Source organism: Streptomyces sp. NPDC024687 (assembly GCF_055559055.1).
Genome location: NZ_JBVHLJ010000006.1, coordinates 445,113 through 458,530, shown reverse-complemented (window position 1 = coordinate 458,530; position 13,418 = coordinate 445,113). Strand labels below are relative to the sequence as shown.

At 69.9% G+C, this 13,418-nt stretch carries 12 protein-coding genes and 1 riboswitch; of the genes, 8 read left to right on the top strand and 4 right to left on the bottom strand.

Features of this window, described 5'->3' with window-relative positions; all coding sequences use genetic code 11:
- Window positions 1-42: 42 nt before the first annotated feature.
- Both ACZ39I_RS25660 and ACZ39I_RS25655 read left to right on the top strand, forming a co-directional pair.
- A complete protein-coding gene (locus ACZ39I_RS25660) occupies window positions 43-1,344 on the top strand; it encodes an ABC transporter substrate-binding protein (RefSeq protein ID WP_467246759.1) in 1,302 nt (433 codons plus the stop codon).
- Between the two features lie 48 nt (window positions 1,345-1,392).
- The gene (locus tag ACZ39I_RS25655; RefSeq protein ID WP_352388826.1) at window positions 1,393-1,626 is read left to right on the top strand and encodes a DUF3263 domain-containing protein; all 234 of its coding nucleotides are present in this window, start codon (window positions 1,393-1,395) and stop codon (window positions 1,624-1,626) included.
- Window positions 1,627-1,661: 35 nt separating this feature from the next.
- On the opposite strand, the gene otsB is transcribed toward ACZ39I_RS25655, so the two are convergent.
- The 3 genes from otsB to ACZ39I_RS25640 are packed head-to-tail and all read right to left on the bottom strand — an operon-like array spanning window position 1,662 to window position 4,888.
- The gene (gene otsB / locus ACZ39I_RS25650; protein WP_467246959.1) at window positions 1,662-2,483 is read right to left on the bottom strand and encodes a trehalose-phosphatase; all 822 of its coding nucleotides are present in this window, start codon (window positions 2,481-2,483) and stop codon (window positions 1,662-1,664) included.
- A 2-nt stretch (window positions 2,484-2,485) separates the two neighbouring features.
- Window positions 2,486-3,883, bottom strand: coding sequence for an alpha,alpha-trehalose-phosphate synthase (UDP-forming) (locus ACZ39I_RS25645; RefSeq protein WP_467246758.1), 1,398 nt, complete (start codon window positions 3,881-3,883; stop codon window positions 2,486-2,488).
- A 60-nt stretch (window positions 3,884-3,943) separates the two neighbouring features.
- On the bottom strand, window positions 3,944-4,888 hold the full coding sequence (locus ACZ39I_RS25640) for a glucosyl-3-phosphoglycerate synthase (protein ID WP_467246757.1): 945 nt from the start codon (window positions 4,886-4,888) through the stop codon (window positions 3,944-3,946).
- A 161-nt stretch (window positions 4,889-5,049) separates the two neighbouring features.
- Window positions 5,050-5,208: riboswitch (SAM riboswitch) on the top strand.
- A 17-nt stretch (window positions 5,209-5,225) separates the two neighbouring features.
- On the opposite strand from ACZ39I_RS25640, the gene thrC reads away from it, so the two are divergent.
- The 6 genes from thrC to ACZ39I_RS25610 all read left to right on the top strand — a co-directional run bounded on the left by thrC (window position 5,226) and on the right by ACZ39I_RS25610 (window position 12,763).
- Window positions 5,226-6,506: a threonine synthase gene (thrC, locus tag ACZ39I_RS25635; RefSeq protein WP_467246756.1), complete on the top strand. Its 1,281-nt coding sequence runs from the start codon at window positions 5,226-5,228 to the stop codon at window positions 6,504-6,506.
- Window positions 6,503-6,778 (top strand): MoaD/ThiS family protein, encoded by a 276-nt coding sequence (locus tag ACZ39I_RS25630; protein WP_467246754.1) that lies wholly within the window; start codon window positions 6,503-6,505, stop codon window positions 6,776-6,778. Before thrC ends, ACZ39I_RS25630 begins: the two co-directional genes overlap by 4 nt.
- Window positions 6,779-7,220: 442 nt before the next feature.
- Window positions 7,221-7,427, top strand: coding sequence for a cold-shock protein (locus ACZ39I_RS25625; RefSeq protein WP_007382895.1), 207 nt, complete (start codon window positions 7,221-7,223; stop codon window positions 7,425-7,427).
- Window positions 7,428-8,026: 599 nt separating this feature from the next.
- Window positions 8,027-9,652 carry a chaperonin GroEL gene (groL, locus tag ACZ39I_RS25620; RefSeq protein WP_352388821.1) on the top strand — a complete coding sequence of 542 codons (1,626 nt, stop codon included), beginning with the start codon at window positions 8,027-8,029 and terminating at the stop codon, window positions 9,650-9,652.
- 363 nt (window positions 9,653-10,015) lie between these two features.
- A complete protein-coding gene (locus ACZ39I_RS25615) occupies window positions 10,016-11,149 on the top strand; it encodes an NADH:flavin oxidoreductase (RefSeq protein WP_467246752.1) in 1,134 nt (377 codons plus the stop codon).
- Between the two features lie 90 nt (window positions 11,150-11,239).
- Entirely contained in the window at window positions 11,240-12,763 is a 1,524-nt protein-coding gene (locus ACZ39I_RS25610) for a carboxylesterase/lipase family protein (RefSeq protein ID WP_467246750.1), read from the top strand.
- Window positions 12,764-12,823: 60 nt separating this feature from the next.
- Here the strand turns inward: ACZ39I_RS25610 and ACZ39I_RS25605 are convergent, their stop codons facing one another.
- On the bottom strand, window positions 12,824-13,393 hold the full coding sequence (locus ACZ39I_RS25605; RefSeq protein WP_352388818.1) for a hypothetical protein: 570 nt from the start codon (window positions 13,391-13,393) through the stop codon (window positions 12,824-12,826).
- Window positions 13,394-13,418 lie beyond the last annotated feature (25 nt).

The following is a 13,418-nucleotide window of genomic DNA, read 5'->3' as shown; positions in this document are numbered from 1 at the left end:
CTAGTCCACTTACGTGGTGTAGACCTTAGTTCTGGAATATGTATGACTTTACGAAAGTGTTCGAACGTGAGTGTGGGGCGGTTGTCGGTGCGGCGGCGTAGGACGGGAACGATCGCGGCGGTGTCCGCACTGGGTATGACTGCGGTCCTCGGTGGCTGCGGGATGGGCGAAGGATCGGACGAGGTGACGCTGAAGCTGGTCGCCGCCGACTACGGCGACAGCTCGGCCAACAGCTCCCAGAAGTACTGGGACGAACTCGTCAAGGAGTACGAGGCCCGGCACTCCGGCGTGAAGATCGACGTCAGCGTGTACTCCTGGACCGACGTCGACCGCAAGGTCAAGGAGCTGGTCGACGCCGGGAAGGCTCCCGACATGGCGCAGATCGGCGCTTATGCCGACTACGCGGACAAGGGGCTGCTCTACAAGGCCGACGACCTGATCGGGATCCGGGAACAGGCCGACTTCGTCGCCCAGCTCGGCTCCGCGGGACGGATCAACGGGATGCAGTACGGGATGCCGTTCGCCGCGTCGACCCGGCTGCTCTTCTACAACAAGACCCTCTTCGCCGACGCCGGGCTCACCCCGCCGAAGACGTGGAAGCAGCTGGCCGCCGACGCCGAGGCGCTCAAGGCGGACGGGGTGAAGTACCCGTACGCGCTGCCGCTCGGCCCCGAGGAGGCGCAGGCCGAGACCATGCAGTGGCTGCTGAGCGGGGGCGGCGGGTACGTCGACGACGTCGGCACGTACGGGATCGACTCCGACGAGAACATCGCGACGCTGACCTGGCTCAAGGACGACCTCGTCGGCAAGGGACTGACCGGTCCGGTCGCACCCGAGAACCTGAACCGGGCCGCCGCGTTCTCGGCGTTCGCCGCCGGGGACGTCGGGATGCTCAACGGGCACCCCTCGCTGATGAAGATCGCCGCCGAGAAGGGGGTGAAGTTCGGGATGGTGCCCATGCCCGGCACCGACCGGCCGACCAAGAACTCCATGGGCGTCGCCGACTGGATGATGGCCTTCAAGCAGAACGGGCACGCCGAGCAGGTGGGCGACTTCCTCGACTTCGTCTACAGCGAGAAGAACGTGCTCGCCTTCTCACGGGAGTACGACCTGCTGCCGGTGACCAACTCCGCCTCCGAGGTCATGAGCAGGGCCTCCCGGGACGCCGACCTCAAGCCCTTCCTCGACGCGCTGCCCTCCGCGGAGCTGCCTCCGGTGGGGAAGACGTCGTGGGCCTCGGTCAGCGCGGCCGTGAAACGGCGGATCGGCTCCGCGGTGAGCTCCGACGGGGACCCCACGGAGGTGCTGCGCGCGTTGCAGCTGACCGCGCGGAACGCCGAGTAGGCGCCCTGTAGGCGCTGTCTGTCAGTGGCGGGCGTTACGGTCGGGGGCATGGAGCATGCGGAACTCGACCGCCGGGAGCGGGACATCCTCGCGCTGGAGCGACGCTCCTTCGCGGGGCCCGGTGCCAAGGAGCGGGCGATACGCGAGGAACTCGGCCTGGCGCCGGTCCGCTACTACCAGCTGCTCAACGCCCTGCTGGACGACGAACGCGCGCTCGTCTTCGACCCGGTGACGGTGAACCGGCTGCGGAGGGTGCGGGAGGCCCGGCGGGCGGAGCGCTGAGGGCCGGCTGAACGTCGGCTGCGGGCCGGCGGCGGTCAGGCGAGCCGTTCCGCCAGGTCCCGCAGCAGGCCCACCACACCGGCCGGGCCGTCCACCACCAGGTCCGCCCGCTTGCGCAGTTCCGCCACCTCGTCGCTGCCGCTGCACACCAGGAGGCCGGGGGTGCCGGTGCCGCGGAGTTGGTCGACCGCGGCGAAGGCGGGCAGGTCGCCCAGGTCGTCGCCGGCGTAGAGGACGGAGCCGGCGGACAGGTCGCGGACGTGGGTCAGCAGGGCCACGCCCTTGTCCATGCCCGGGGGACGCAGTTCCAGGACCAGTCGGCCCGGCTCGACGATCAGGCCGTGATGGGCGGCCAGGTCGCCGAGAGGGGCGCGGAGGGCGTCGAACGCGGCCTGCGGGTCCGGGGCGCGGCGGGTGTGCACAGCCACCGCCCGGCCGCCCTTCTCCTCGACCCAGGCGCCGGTCCCGTCGAGGAGCTCCGGCAGCTCGGCACGGACCGCGGCCACGCCGGGATGCGGCTCGGGCGCCGTGACCTCGCCCGTCGCCGCGTCCCAGCGTTCCGCGCCGTAGTGACCCAGGACGGTCAGGTGCTCCAGGCCGGGTACGCCCGCGAAGCCGCCGTAGCGGACCGCGATCTCGGCCGGGCGGCCGGTGATCACCGCGACGGAGGCCACCTTCGGTGCCAGGGCGGCGAGGACGGCCACCGCCTCGGGGTGCGCCCGCGCCTGCTCCGGATCCGCCACGATCGGCGCCAGCGTCCCGTCGAAGTCGAGCCCGATCACCGCCCGCCGCGGCTCCGCGAGAAGCGCCCGCAGACCGTCCCGCCCGGCAGGCGTGGTGGGTGTAGGAAGGTTCATGCTCACCCGTTCAGTACCTTCAGGGCGTTCAGCTGGTCCAGGAACCACTGAGCCGGTGGGAGTGCCGTCGCTGCCGCGGTGAGCCTCTTCGCGCGGTCCACCCGTTCGTGGGCCGGCATCGTCAGGGCCTCGTGCAGGGCCGCCGCCGTCTGCTCGACGTCGTACGGGTTCACCACGATCGCGTCGTCACCCAACTCCTCGTACGCCCCGGCCTCCCGCGACAGCACCAGCGCGCACCCCTGGTCGGACACCACCGGCACCTCCTTCGCGACCAGGTTCATGCCGTCCCGGATGGGGTTGACCAGCGCCACGTCGGCCAGCCGGTACGCGGCGAGGGAGCGCGCGAAGTCGTCCTTCAGATTCAGCAGGACCGGCGTCCAGCCCGGTGTGCCGAACGTGTCGTTGATCTCCTCCGCAACCCGCTGCACCTCGGCCGTGTAGTCCCGGTACACCGCCAGGTCCTGCCGCGAGGGATACGCGAACGCCACGTGCACGACCCGCTCGCGCCACTCCGGCCGCGACTCCAGCAACCGCCGGTAGGCCCGCAGCCCGCGCACGATGTTCTTGGACAGCTCGGTCCGGTCCACCCGCACGATCGTCTTCCGGCCCGCGCCGATCTCCTCGCGCAGTCCGACGATGCGTTCCTCGACATCGGCCTCGTGGGAACGCGCGCGCAGGAAGTCCGCGTCCGCGCCCAGCCCGTGCACCCCGATCCGGGTCTCGCCGAGCCCGTCCGCGAGCTCCGTACAGCAGGCCGTGAACGCGTCCGCCCAACGCTGGGTGAGGAAGCCGAGCCGGTCGGCGCCCAGCATGCCGCGCAGGAGCCGGCCCGCGATGTCGTCGGGCAGCATCCGGAAGTAGTCCACCGGCGCCCACGGCGTGTGCGAGAAGTGGGCGATGCGCAGGTCGGGACGGAGTTCACGGAGCATCCCCGGCACCAGGCACAGGTGGTAGTCCTGGACCAGGACCGCCGCCCCCTCGGCCGCCTCCTGAGCCAGCGCCTCGGCGAACGCGCGGTTGTACGTCTCGTACGACGCCCACTGCCGCCGGAACTCCGCGTCGAAGGACGGCTCCAGCGGGGTCTGGTACAGCAGGTGGTGGACGAACCACAACACCGAGTTGGCGATGCCGTTGTACGCGTCGGCGTGCACGTCGGCCGGGATGTCGAGCATGCGGACCCCCGCCTCGCCGACCCCGCGCCGGACCGCCTCGCGGTCGCCGTCGCCGAGCGCCGAGCACACCCACAGGGAGCCCGCGTCGGAGCCGATCGCCGACAGGCCCGAGACCAGCCCGCCGCCACCGCGTTTGGCATGCAGCGAGCCGTCCTCGCGCACTTCGTACGAGACCGGGCCGCGGTTGGACGCGACCAGCACCTGAGCAGCACTGTTGGTTGACGCCATACGCCTCAACCTAGCCCGGCCCCCAAACGCTCAAACGTGCGGTTGCGCACTTCCGCGCACTTACGCGACCTTCCGCTCCGCGTACTCCGCGATCTCCACCATCGGCGGCCGCTCCTCGGTGTCCACGGAGTACGTCCGCGGCTCGAAGCCGTCCCGGCCCCGCTCGAACTGGGTAATGGCGGGCCGGATCATATGGCCGCGGGCCAGCCTCAGCTGGGCGGTGCGGTAGATCGCCGCGGACATCCGGCCCAGGGCCTGACCGTCCTGGTGGCGGTGCTTGCGCACCCCGACGTCGACCTGGGCGAGGGCGTCGAGACCGACCAGGTGCAGGGCGTCGACCAGCATGCCCAGCTCGATGCCGTAACCCACGGGGAACGGCAGCTGCTCCAGCAACGAGCGCCGGGCCGCGTACTCGCCGCCCAGCGGCTGCACGAAACCGGCCAGCTGCGGCCAGTGCATGTTCAGCAGCGGGCGCGCCATGAGCTCGGTGACCCGGCCGCCCTGCCCGGCGGCGCCGCCCAGGGGACGGTCGTACATGCCCTTGACCAGGTCGACCCCGGGATCGGTGAGCAGCGGGCCGACGATGCCGGAGACGAAGTCCGAGGAGAACTCCTTCAGGTCGGCGTCGATGAAGCAGACGATGTCCCCGCTGGTGACCAGCAGGGAGCGCCACAGGACCTCGCCCTTGCCGGGCACGGCGGGTATGCGCGGGAGGATGTCGTCGCGGTGGACGACCCGCGCGCCTGCCGCGGCCGCGACCTCGGACGTACGGTCGGTCGATCCCGAGTCGACGACGACGATCTCGTCGACGAGCGGGACCTGTTGCATGAGGTCATGACGGATCACGGCGACGATGTCACCGACCGTCTCCTCCTCGTTGAGCGCGGGCAGGACGACACTGACGGTCTGCCCCGAGCTCCGCTTCGCGGCCATGATCCGGTGGAGCGGGCGATCAGTCGCGGACCAGGACCTGGTGGCCAGCCAGCGCTCGACTTCGTTCAGCACAGTGCGCGGCTCCTTAGCGTGCCCGCCGCTGGAAGCGGCTGATGGGTAGGTCATCTCGCGGTTCGGACGTCTCTCTCAACTGTCCTGGTCGTCGGTTACAGTCTTGAACAACGCGGATGACCATCGCATGTCCTGGGTGGCCGCCGTTAACAACTTCATACCGCTCATCCAGAGGGGCAGAGGGATACGGCCCGATGAAGCCCCGGCAACCCTCCAGTCGGTTCTCGTAGCGATCGCTGGCGATCGTCTCCGCGAGGCTCCCGACTCGGGAAGGTGCCAAATCCGTCTCACGGCGAAGTGCGTCGTGAGGAAGATGAGGAGAAAGGGCCTCGCCTCCATGGCTGCGCAGACTGTTGCAAGCACCACGAACTCCGTCGATCTGGGTCCCGCCGCGGCACTGAGCTGCCGCGAATGCGGCCACCGCGTCCCGCTCGGCCCGGTCTTCGCCTGCGAGGAGTGTTTCGGCCCGCTCGAGATCGCGTACGACTTCTCGGCCTACGAAACCGAGGAGCTCCGCAAGCGCATCGAGGCGGGACCTTCGAACATCTGGCGCTACGCCCCGCTGCTGCCCGTCCCCGCGGACGTGGCCGACAAGCCCAACATCAACCCCGGCTGGACCCAGCTCGTCAAGGCCGACAACCTCGCCCGCGAGCTTGGCGTGACCGGCGGCCTGTACATCAAGGACGACTCCGGCAACCCGACGCACTCCTTCAAGGACCGCGTCGTCGCGCAGGCCATCGAGGCCGCCCGCGCCTTCGGCTTCACCACCCTCTCCTGCTCCTCCACCGGCAACCTGGCCGGCGCCGTCGGCGCCGCCGCGGCCCGGGCCGGCTTCCGCTCCTGCGTGTTCATCCCGCACGACCTGGAGCAGGGCAAGGTCGTCATGGCCGCGATCTACGGCGGCGAGCTCGTCGGCATCGAGGGCAACTACGACGACGTGAACCGCTTCTGCTCCGAGCTGATCGGCGACCCGGCCGGTGAGGGCTGGGGCTTCGTCAACGTCAACCTGCGGCCGTACTACGCGGAGGGCTCCAAGACCCTGGCGTACGAGATCTGCGAGCAGCTGGGCTGGAAGCTCCCCGACCAGCTGGTCGTGCCGATCGCCTCCGGCTCGCAGCTCACGAAGATCGACAAGGGTCTGCAGGAGCTGATCAAGCTGGGGCTCGTCGAGGACAGGCCGTACAAGATCTTCGGCGCGCAGGCGGAGGGGTGCTCGCCGGTGTCGGTGGCGTACAAGGCCGGGCACGACGTGGTCCGCCCCCAGAAGCCGGACACCATCGCCAAGTCGCTGGCCATCGGCAACCCCGCGGACGGTCCGTACGTGCTGGACATCGCGCGTCGTACCGGCGGTGCGGTGGAGGACGTGAACGACGAGCAGATCGTCGACGCGATCAAGCTGCTGGCGCGGACCGAGGGGATCTTCGCGGAGACCGCGGGTGGCGTGACGGTGGGTGTGACCCGCAAGCTGATCGAGAACGGCGTCCTCGACCCGACGAAGACCACGGTGGTGCTGAACACCGGCGACGGTCTCAAGACCCTGGACGCGGTGGCCGGTACCGGGCTCACCGCCACGATCCGTCCGAATCTGGACTCTTTCCGAGAGGCTGGCCTCGCATGAGCGTCAACGTCCGCATCCCCACCATCCTGCGCACCTACACCGGCGGCAAGGCCGAGGTGCAGGCCGAGGGTGGGACCCTCGCCGAGGTCATCTCCGATCTGGAGAAGAACCACACCGGTATCGCGGCGCGTGTTCTCGACGACCAGGGCAAGCTGCGGCGGTTCGTGAATGTGTACGTGAACGACGACGATGTGCGGTTCGAGCAGGGGCTGGAGACGGTGACGCCCGACGGGGCCGGAGTCTCCATCATCCCGGCGGTCGCCGGCGGGTGACCGTATGACTGGTCATTACCTTCGGTAACAGAAATTACCGAGTGTTCATCCGATTGCCCTCTCCGCGAAGAAGCGGAGGGGGCAATTCTCTATGGTTGAGCACGGTACAGTTGGGGAACCTGCTGCTTCCTTCATGCCGCACGCATATGAGTTCCGACTTCGGATGCGACGAGAAGTAGCCAAAGTGTGTGGGTTCTTTGCGTCTTATGCTCCTTTTGTGGGGCCCGACTTGCCCCGAATTCGGGCGAATTCTCACTACATTCCGGACCCCTTCCGTCCGGAATTCTCGTCCGATTGACCTGTTGCAGACGGCAGTTGGACAGATACATTCAGCCGCGGTCGACGCGTTCCGGCGCACGCCCCCAACCATGTGGGGGGTGAGGTCTGACCCGGATCCATGAAGTGTGGATCCGTGCAAGGGCCAGTAATAGGGGAGTTAGGCATGGCTCAGGGCACCGTCAAGTGGTTCAACGCGGAGAAGGGGTACGGCTTCATCGCGGTCGACGGTGGTGCGGATGTATTCGTCCACTACAGCGCGATTCAGATGGACGGCTACCGCACCCTTGAAGAGGGCCAGCGGGTCGAGTTCGAGATCTCGCAAGGTCAGAAGGGGCCGCAGGCGGACATGGTTCGTCTCGCGACTGGCTGAAGCACGCGCCGGGTAACAACAGCGTCGTTCTTCGTTCTTCTTCGGAGGGCTCGTACCCCATGGGGAGTCATGGGTACGGGCCCTTCGGCATGCGTGTGCCTCCGGAGGGCGAGCAGTGTTCGTCTGCGGGTCCGGTGGGGGCGGGCGTTGTGCGCAGTTCCCCGTGCCCCTGAATGCCTGCGGCGGCCTGTTTCGGTCCGGTGGGGGCTTGGGTGGCGCGTGCGGTGTGTTGGGGGTCGGTGCCGGGACGCCGGCCGCTGCGGGCGGACACCCCCCACCCCGTCCCCTGCGCGCCGTACGCGGGTTGCGGCCCGTGTCGTCACAGGTCACGCCCGGGGCCTGCCGCCCCCGGACCACCCGCCCGGGCGGCCCACTCACCCCCGCCCCGGGGGCCCGATACGCGAGAGGCGCTTGCACTCGACCATGCCGAGTGCTAATCATTGGCGTTAGCACTCTGAAGGTGAGAGTGACAAAGATGGACCGGGTCGGTGAGGCCCGCAGGCCTTGTGGGGCAAGGATCCACAGGCCGGCGAGCCGTCCGTCGCGGGCGCGGGCGCGGTCCGAAGGAATCACCCCCAGTCCTGGAGGGACCACTTCACATGGCCAAGATCATCGCGTTCGACGAGGAGGCGCGGCGCGGCCTCGAGCGCGGCATGAACCAGCTCGCGGACGCCGTCAAGGTGACGCTCGGCCCCAAGGGCCGCAACGTCGTCCTCGAGAAGAAGTGGGGCGCCCCCACGATCACCAACGATGGTGTTTCCATCGCCAAGGAGATCGAGCTCGAGGACCCGTACGAGAAGATCGGCGCCGAGCTGGTCAAGGAAGTCGCCAAGAAGACGGACGACGTCGCCGGTGACGGTACGACCACCGCGACCGTGCTCGCCCAGGCCCTGGTCAAGGAAGGCCTGCGCAACGTAGCCGCCGGCGCCAACCCCATGGCCCTCAAGCGCGGTATCGAGAAGGCCGTCGAGGCCGTCTCCGCCGCCCTGCTCGAGCAGGCCAAGGATGTCGAGACCAAGGAGCAGATCGCCTCCACGGCCTCCATCTCCGCCGCCGACACCCAGATCGGCGAGCTCATCGCCGAGGCGATGGACAAGGTCGGCAAGGAAGGCGTCATCACCGTCGAGGAGTCCCAGACCTTCGGTCTGGAGCTGGAGCTCACCGAGGGTATGCGCTTCGACAAGGGCTACATCTCGGCGTACTTCGCCACCGACATGGAGCGGATGGAGGCGTCGCTCGACGACCCCTACATCCTGATCGCCAACTCCAAGATCGGTTCCGTCAAGGACCTGCTCCCGCTCCTGGAGAAGGTCATGCAGTCGGGCAAGCCGCTGCTGATCATCGCCGAGGACGTCGAGGGCGAGGCCCTGTCGACCCTGGTCGTCAACAAGATCCGCGGCACCTTCAAGTCCGTCGCCGTCAAGGCCCCGGGCTTCGGTGACCGCCGCAAGGCGATGCTGAACGACATCGCCATCCTCACCGGCGGCGAGGTCATCTCCGAGGAGGTCGGCCTCAAGCTGGAGAACACCACCATCGACCTCCTGGGCCGCGCCCGCAAGGTCGTCATCACCAAGGACGAGACCACCATCGTCGACGGTGCCGGCTCCTCCGAGCAGGTTCAGGGCCGGGTCAACCAGATCCGCGCCGAGATCGAGAACAGCGACTCGGACTACGACCGCGAGAAGCTCCAGGAGCGCCTGGCGAAGCTCGCCGGTGGCGTCGCCGTCATCAAGGCCGGTGCCGCGACTGAGGTCGAGCTCAAGGAGCGCAAGCACCGCATCGAGGACGCCGTTCGCAACGCGAAGGCGGCCGTCGAGGAGGGCATCGTCGCCGGTGGTGGCGTGGCCCTCATCCAGGCCTCCTCGGTCTTCGAGAAGCTGGACCTGGAGGGTGACGAGCTGACCGGCGCCAACGCCGTGAAGCTGGCCCTGGAGGCCCCGCTCAAGCAGATCGCCGTCAACGGTGGTCTCGAGGGTGGCGTCATCGTCGAGAAGGTGCGCAACCTGCCCGTCGGCCACGGCCTGAACGCCGCGACCGGTGAGTACGTCGACATGATCGCCGAAGGCATCATCGACCCGGCGAAGGTCACGCGCTCTGCCCTGCAGAACGCCGCCTCCATCGCCGCGCTGTTCCTCACCACCGAGGCCGTCATCGCCGACAAGCCGGAGAAGGCGGGCGCTGCCCCGGCCGGCGGCGGCATGCCGGGCGGTGACATGGACTTCTGATCGACCCCTGGCCGCCAGGCCTGACGGTTGATCAACGTCCTTGCCGGGGGCGGCACTTCCTGGAAACAGGGGGTGGCCGCCCCCGGGCTTTTCTTGCGCTATGCTTGATCACGAGCCGCCCGACGTGAACTTCCGTCGGTCGACTACGCGTTGGTGGTCCAAGGAAAGACGCCCCGCTTCCTGCGGGGAGATGCAGGTGCAAGGCCTGCCCGGCGCTCCACAAGAAGCCCGCCCCACAGTCGTGGGGCGGGCTTCTTCCATGCGTGGCCCGACTCACAGCGCTATCGGAAATCCTGGGGCCGATGAGGCGGTTGACTCCTGGGTACTGTCCATGCGCATGCACATACCGAGGAGTACCCCCACGTGACCGCCCCCGCCACGCCTCCGGCCGCCTCCCGGGCCGCCGAGATCCTCTCCCGTCCGGTCCACATCAACGGTCTGACCGTCCCGAACCGCATCGCGATGGCGCCGATGACCCGGTACTTCTCCCCGGGCGGTGTCCCCGGTGAGGACGTCGCGTCGTACTACTCCCGCCGGGCGGGGGCCGGAGTCGGTCTGATCGTCACCGAGGGCACGTACGTCGGCCACGAGTCGGCCGGGAACAACGGCAGCGTCCCGCGGTTCCACGGTGAGGAGCAGCTGGCGGGCTGGGCGAAGGTCGCCGAGCAGGTGCACGCGGCGGGCGGCACCATCGTCCCGCAGCTGTGGCACATCGGCATGGTGCGCGAACAGGGGCAGCCGCCCTACGCCGACGCCCCCGCGGTCGGCCCCTCCGGCATCCGTCCCGGCGCCGACGAGCCCACCGGCAAGGCGATGACCCAGCGCGACCTGGACGACGTCATCGGCGCGTTCGCCGAGGCCGCGGCCGCCGCCGAGCGCATCGGCTTCGACGGTGTGGAGATCCACGGAGCCCACGGCTACCTCGTCGACCAGTTCCTGTGGGCGGGCACCAACCGCCGCACCGACGCCTACGGCGGTGACCCCGTCGCCCGTACGAAGTTCGCGGCGGAGATCGTCGCGGCCGTACGCGAGACGGTGTCGCCGGAGTTCCCGATCATCTTCCGCTACTCGCAGTGGAAGCAGGAGGCCTACAAGGCGCGGCTCGCCGAGACGCCGGAGGAGCTGGAGGCGATCCTCGCCCCGCTCGCCGCGGCCGGTGTCGACGCCTTCCACGCCTCCACCCGCCGCTACTGGCTCCCCGAGTTCGACGGCTCCGACCTCAACCTCGCCGGCTGGACCAAGAAGCTCACCGGCAGGACCACCATCACCGTCGGCTCGGTCGGTCTCGACGGCGACTTCATCCGCGGCTTCGCGGGCGAGGGCTCCCCGGTCAAGGGCATCGACGACCTGCTCGACGCCCTGGAGCGCGAGGAGTACGACATGGTCGCCGTCGGCCGCGCACTGCTCCAGGACCCGCAGTGGGCGGCGAAGGTACTGGCCGGCCGCTTCGACGAACTTCAGCCGTACGACGCGTCCGCGCTGAAGTCGTTGAGCTGACGGCACAAGGCTCCCCGGCTTGGTTGACTCGGGCAAGGGACGTGGGCTGGAGTGAGGCGAAGCAGCCCCGACCTGTGAGGAGTTCGACCGATGACGTCAGCCGAGGGTCTCGAAGTGCGCACCGCGGCCGGTGCCGTGCGCGGGCGGGCCGAGGACGGACTGGTGGTCTTCCGGGGGATCCCGTTCGCCGAACCGCCGGTGGGCGAGGCGCGGTTCCAGGCGCCGCGGCCCGTGCAGGGCTGGGAGGGGACCCGGGAGGCGTACGACTTCGGGCCCCCGCCCCCGCAGGAGTCCGCCTTCCAGGCGCGCGCGGGTGCGCTGGAGACGCCCACCGGCGACGACTGGCTGACGGTCAACGTCTGGACGCCCGGCACGGACCCGTCGGCCCGCCGCCCGGTGATGGTGTGGATCTACGGCGGCGCCTACAAGCTGGGCCACTCCGGCAGCCCCGGCTACGACGCCCAGCACCTCGCGCGCGCCGGTGACCTGGTCGTCGTGACCCTCAACTACCGCCTCGGCATCGAGGGATTCGCCCTGCTGGAGGGGGCGCCCGCGAACCGGGGGCTGCTGGACCAGGTCGCGGCGCTGGAGTGGGTGCGGGACAACATCACGGCGTTCGGCGGGGACCCCGGGCAGGTCACGGTGTTCGGGGAGTCGGCCGGGGCCGGGTCCGTGGCCTCGCTGCTGGCGATGCCGAGCGCGCGGGGACTGTTCGGGCGGGCCGTCGCACAGAGCGTGCCCGGCCCGTACTTCTCCGCCGAACTCGCCCGGGACATAGCCGTGGAGATCGGCAAGGAGGCGGGTCTGGCGCCGACCGCTGCCGCGCTGTCCGCCGTGGATCCGCGGGAACTGCCCACGGCCGGGGAGCGGTTGAGCGCGCGGATGCGCGAGTACGACGACCGGTGGGGGCAGGTGGCCCCCACCGCGACGCCGTTCGCACCGGTCGTCGACGGCGAGGTGCTGCCCACGACCCCCTGGGAGGCGCTGGCGGCGGGCGCGGCGCGGGACGTGGAACTGCTCGTCGGGCACAACCGCGACGAGTACCGGCTCTTCCTCGCCCTCGGTGAACAGCTCGGCAGGATCACCGAGGAGCAGGCGGCCGCGGCGCTGCGGATCTTCGCGCCGGGCCCGGACGGCGAGCGCTCCTACCGCGAGGCCTTCCCGGACGCCACCCCGACCGGACTCCACGAACGCGTGCAGACGGACTGGCTGTTCAGCATCCCCTCCCTGCGGCTGGCCGAGGCGCAGACCGCGGGCGGCGGCCGGGCCCACCTCTACGAACTCACCTGGCCCGCACCGGCGTTCGGTGGCGCGCTCGGTGCCTGCCACGGCCTGGACATCCCGCTCCTGTTCGGCACGTACGACGCGGACCTCGGGAATCTGCTGTTCGCGGGGACCGGGGTGCCGGACGAGGCGAGGGCACTGACCGCGCGCTTCCAGGCGGCGTGGACGGGCTTCGCGCGGACCGGGGACCCGGGATGGCCGGCGTACGACGGCGAGGGGCGCGCCACTCAGGTCCTGGACGCCACGCCGGAGGTGCGGCCGTACCCGGAGGAGGTCTCGCGGCGGCTGTGGGAGGGGTACGACTTCGCGGCGCTGCCGCTGCTCAAGTAGGTCTCCCGGTCTCCCGTGCTCCCGTGCTCCCGGGCTCCGGGGCGTTCGGGCGTTCGGGCTCTAGAGATTGCCGAGCGGCTCGATGTCGACCCGCACCGGGGTGCCCCACACCCGCAGCACCTCGTAGTCGGTGAACTCGTGGACGAGCCGGTACGCCATCGCGGCGCGCGGTCCGCGACGCTGGGCGTTGATGTACAGCTCGGCCTCGTGCCGGTCCCGCCTCGGCGTCCCGCACAGCTGCCACTCCTGGCCGGTCCACAGCTCCGGCAGCCAGCGCTGCTGGGGCTGGGGGCGGTCCTCGCGGACGCCGTAGCGGGAGGGAGTGGGTTCGGCGGAGCGGGGGCGGGCGGCGGGACCGTTGATCTCGGCGCGACGGGCCGCCCTGCGCCGGGTCTCGCACAGCAGGCACAGGTCGGGGGCGTTCTCGTCGACCGGGCCGTTCGGGTGCTCGGCGCAGCGGGTGGTGGGGACGGCGGTGGTGACGGTGGTCTCCAGCAGCTCCAGGGCCCGCTTGAGGTCCGTCCTGACCTCGTGCAGCTTGGCGTCCGGGGCGTCGCCGGAGAGCGACTCGCCGTGCTCGCCGAGGAGACGGAGGGCGCGGCCTAGGGCGGTGAGCTGGGCGTGGTTCATGGTCCCAGTCTGCGTAATCCTTGAG

Coding starts and splice junctions, on each gene's coding strand:
- ACZ39I_RS25645 (WP_467246758.1), bottom strand. CDS start 3,883: ATGGCGTCAACCAACAGTGCTGCTCAGGTGCTGGTCGCGTCCAACCGC.
- ACZ39I_RS25660 (WP_467246759.1), top strand. CDS start 43: ATGACTTTACGAAAGTGTTCGAACGTGAGTGTGGGGCGGTTGTCGGTG.
- thrC (WP_467246756.1), top strand. CDS start 5,226: ATGGCTGCGCAGACTGTTGCAAGCACCACGAACTCCGTCGATCTGGGT.
- groL (WP_352388821.1), top strand. CDS start 8,027: ATGGCCAAGATCATCGCGTTCGACGAGGAGGCGCGGCGCGGCCTCGAG.
- ACZ39I_RS25655 (WP_352388826.1), top strand. CDS start 1,393: ATGGAGCATGCGGAACTCGACCGCCGGGAGCGGGACATCCTCGCGCTG.
- otsB (WP_467246959.1), bottom strand. CDS start 2,483: ATGAACCTTCCTACACCCACCACGCCTGCCGGGCGGGACGGTCTGCGG.
- ACZ39I_RS25630 (WP_467246754.1), top strand. CDS start 6,503: ATGAGCGTCAACGTCCGCATCCCCACCATCCTGCGCACCTACACCGGC.
- ACZ39I_RS25625 (WP_007382895.1), top strand. CDS start 7,221: ATGGCTCAGGGCACCGTCAAGTGGTTCAACGCGGAGAAGGGGTACGGC.
- ACZ39I_RS25610 (WP_467246750.1), top strand. CDS start 11,240: ATGACGTCAGCCGAGGGTCTCGAAGTGCGCACCGCGGCCGGTGCCGTG.
- ACZ39I_RS25605 (WP_352388818.1), bottom strand. CDS start 13,393: ATGAACCACGCCCAGCTCACCGCCCTAGGCCGCGCCCTCCGTCTCCTC.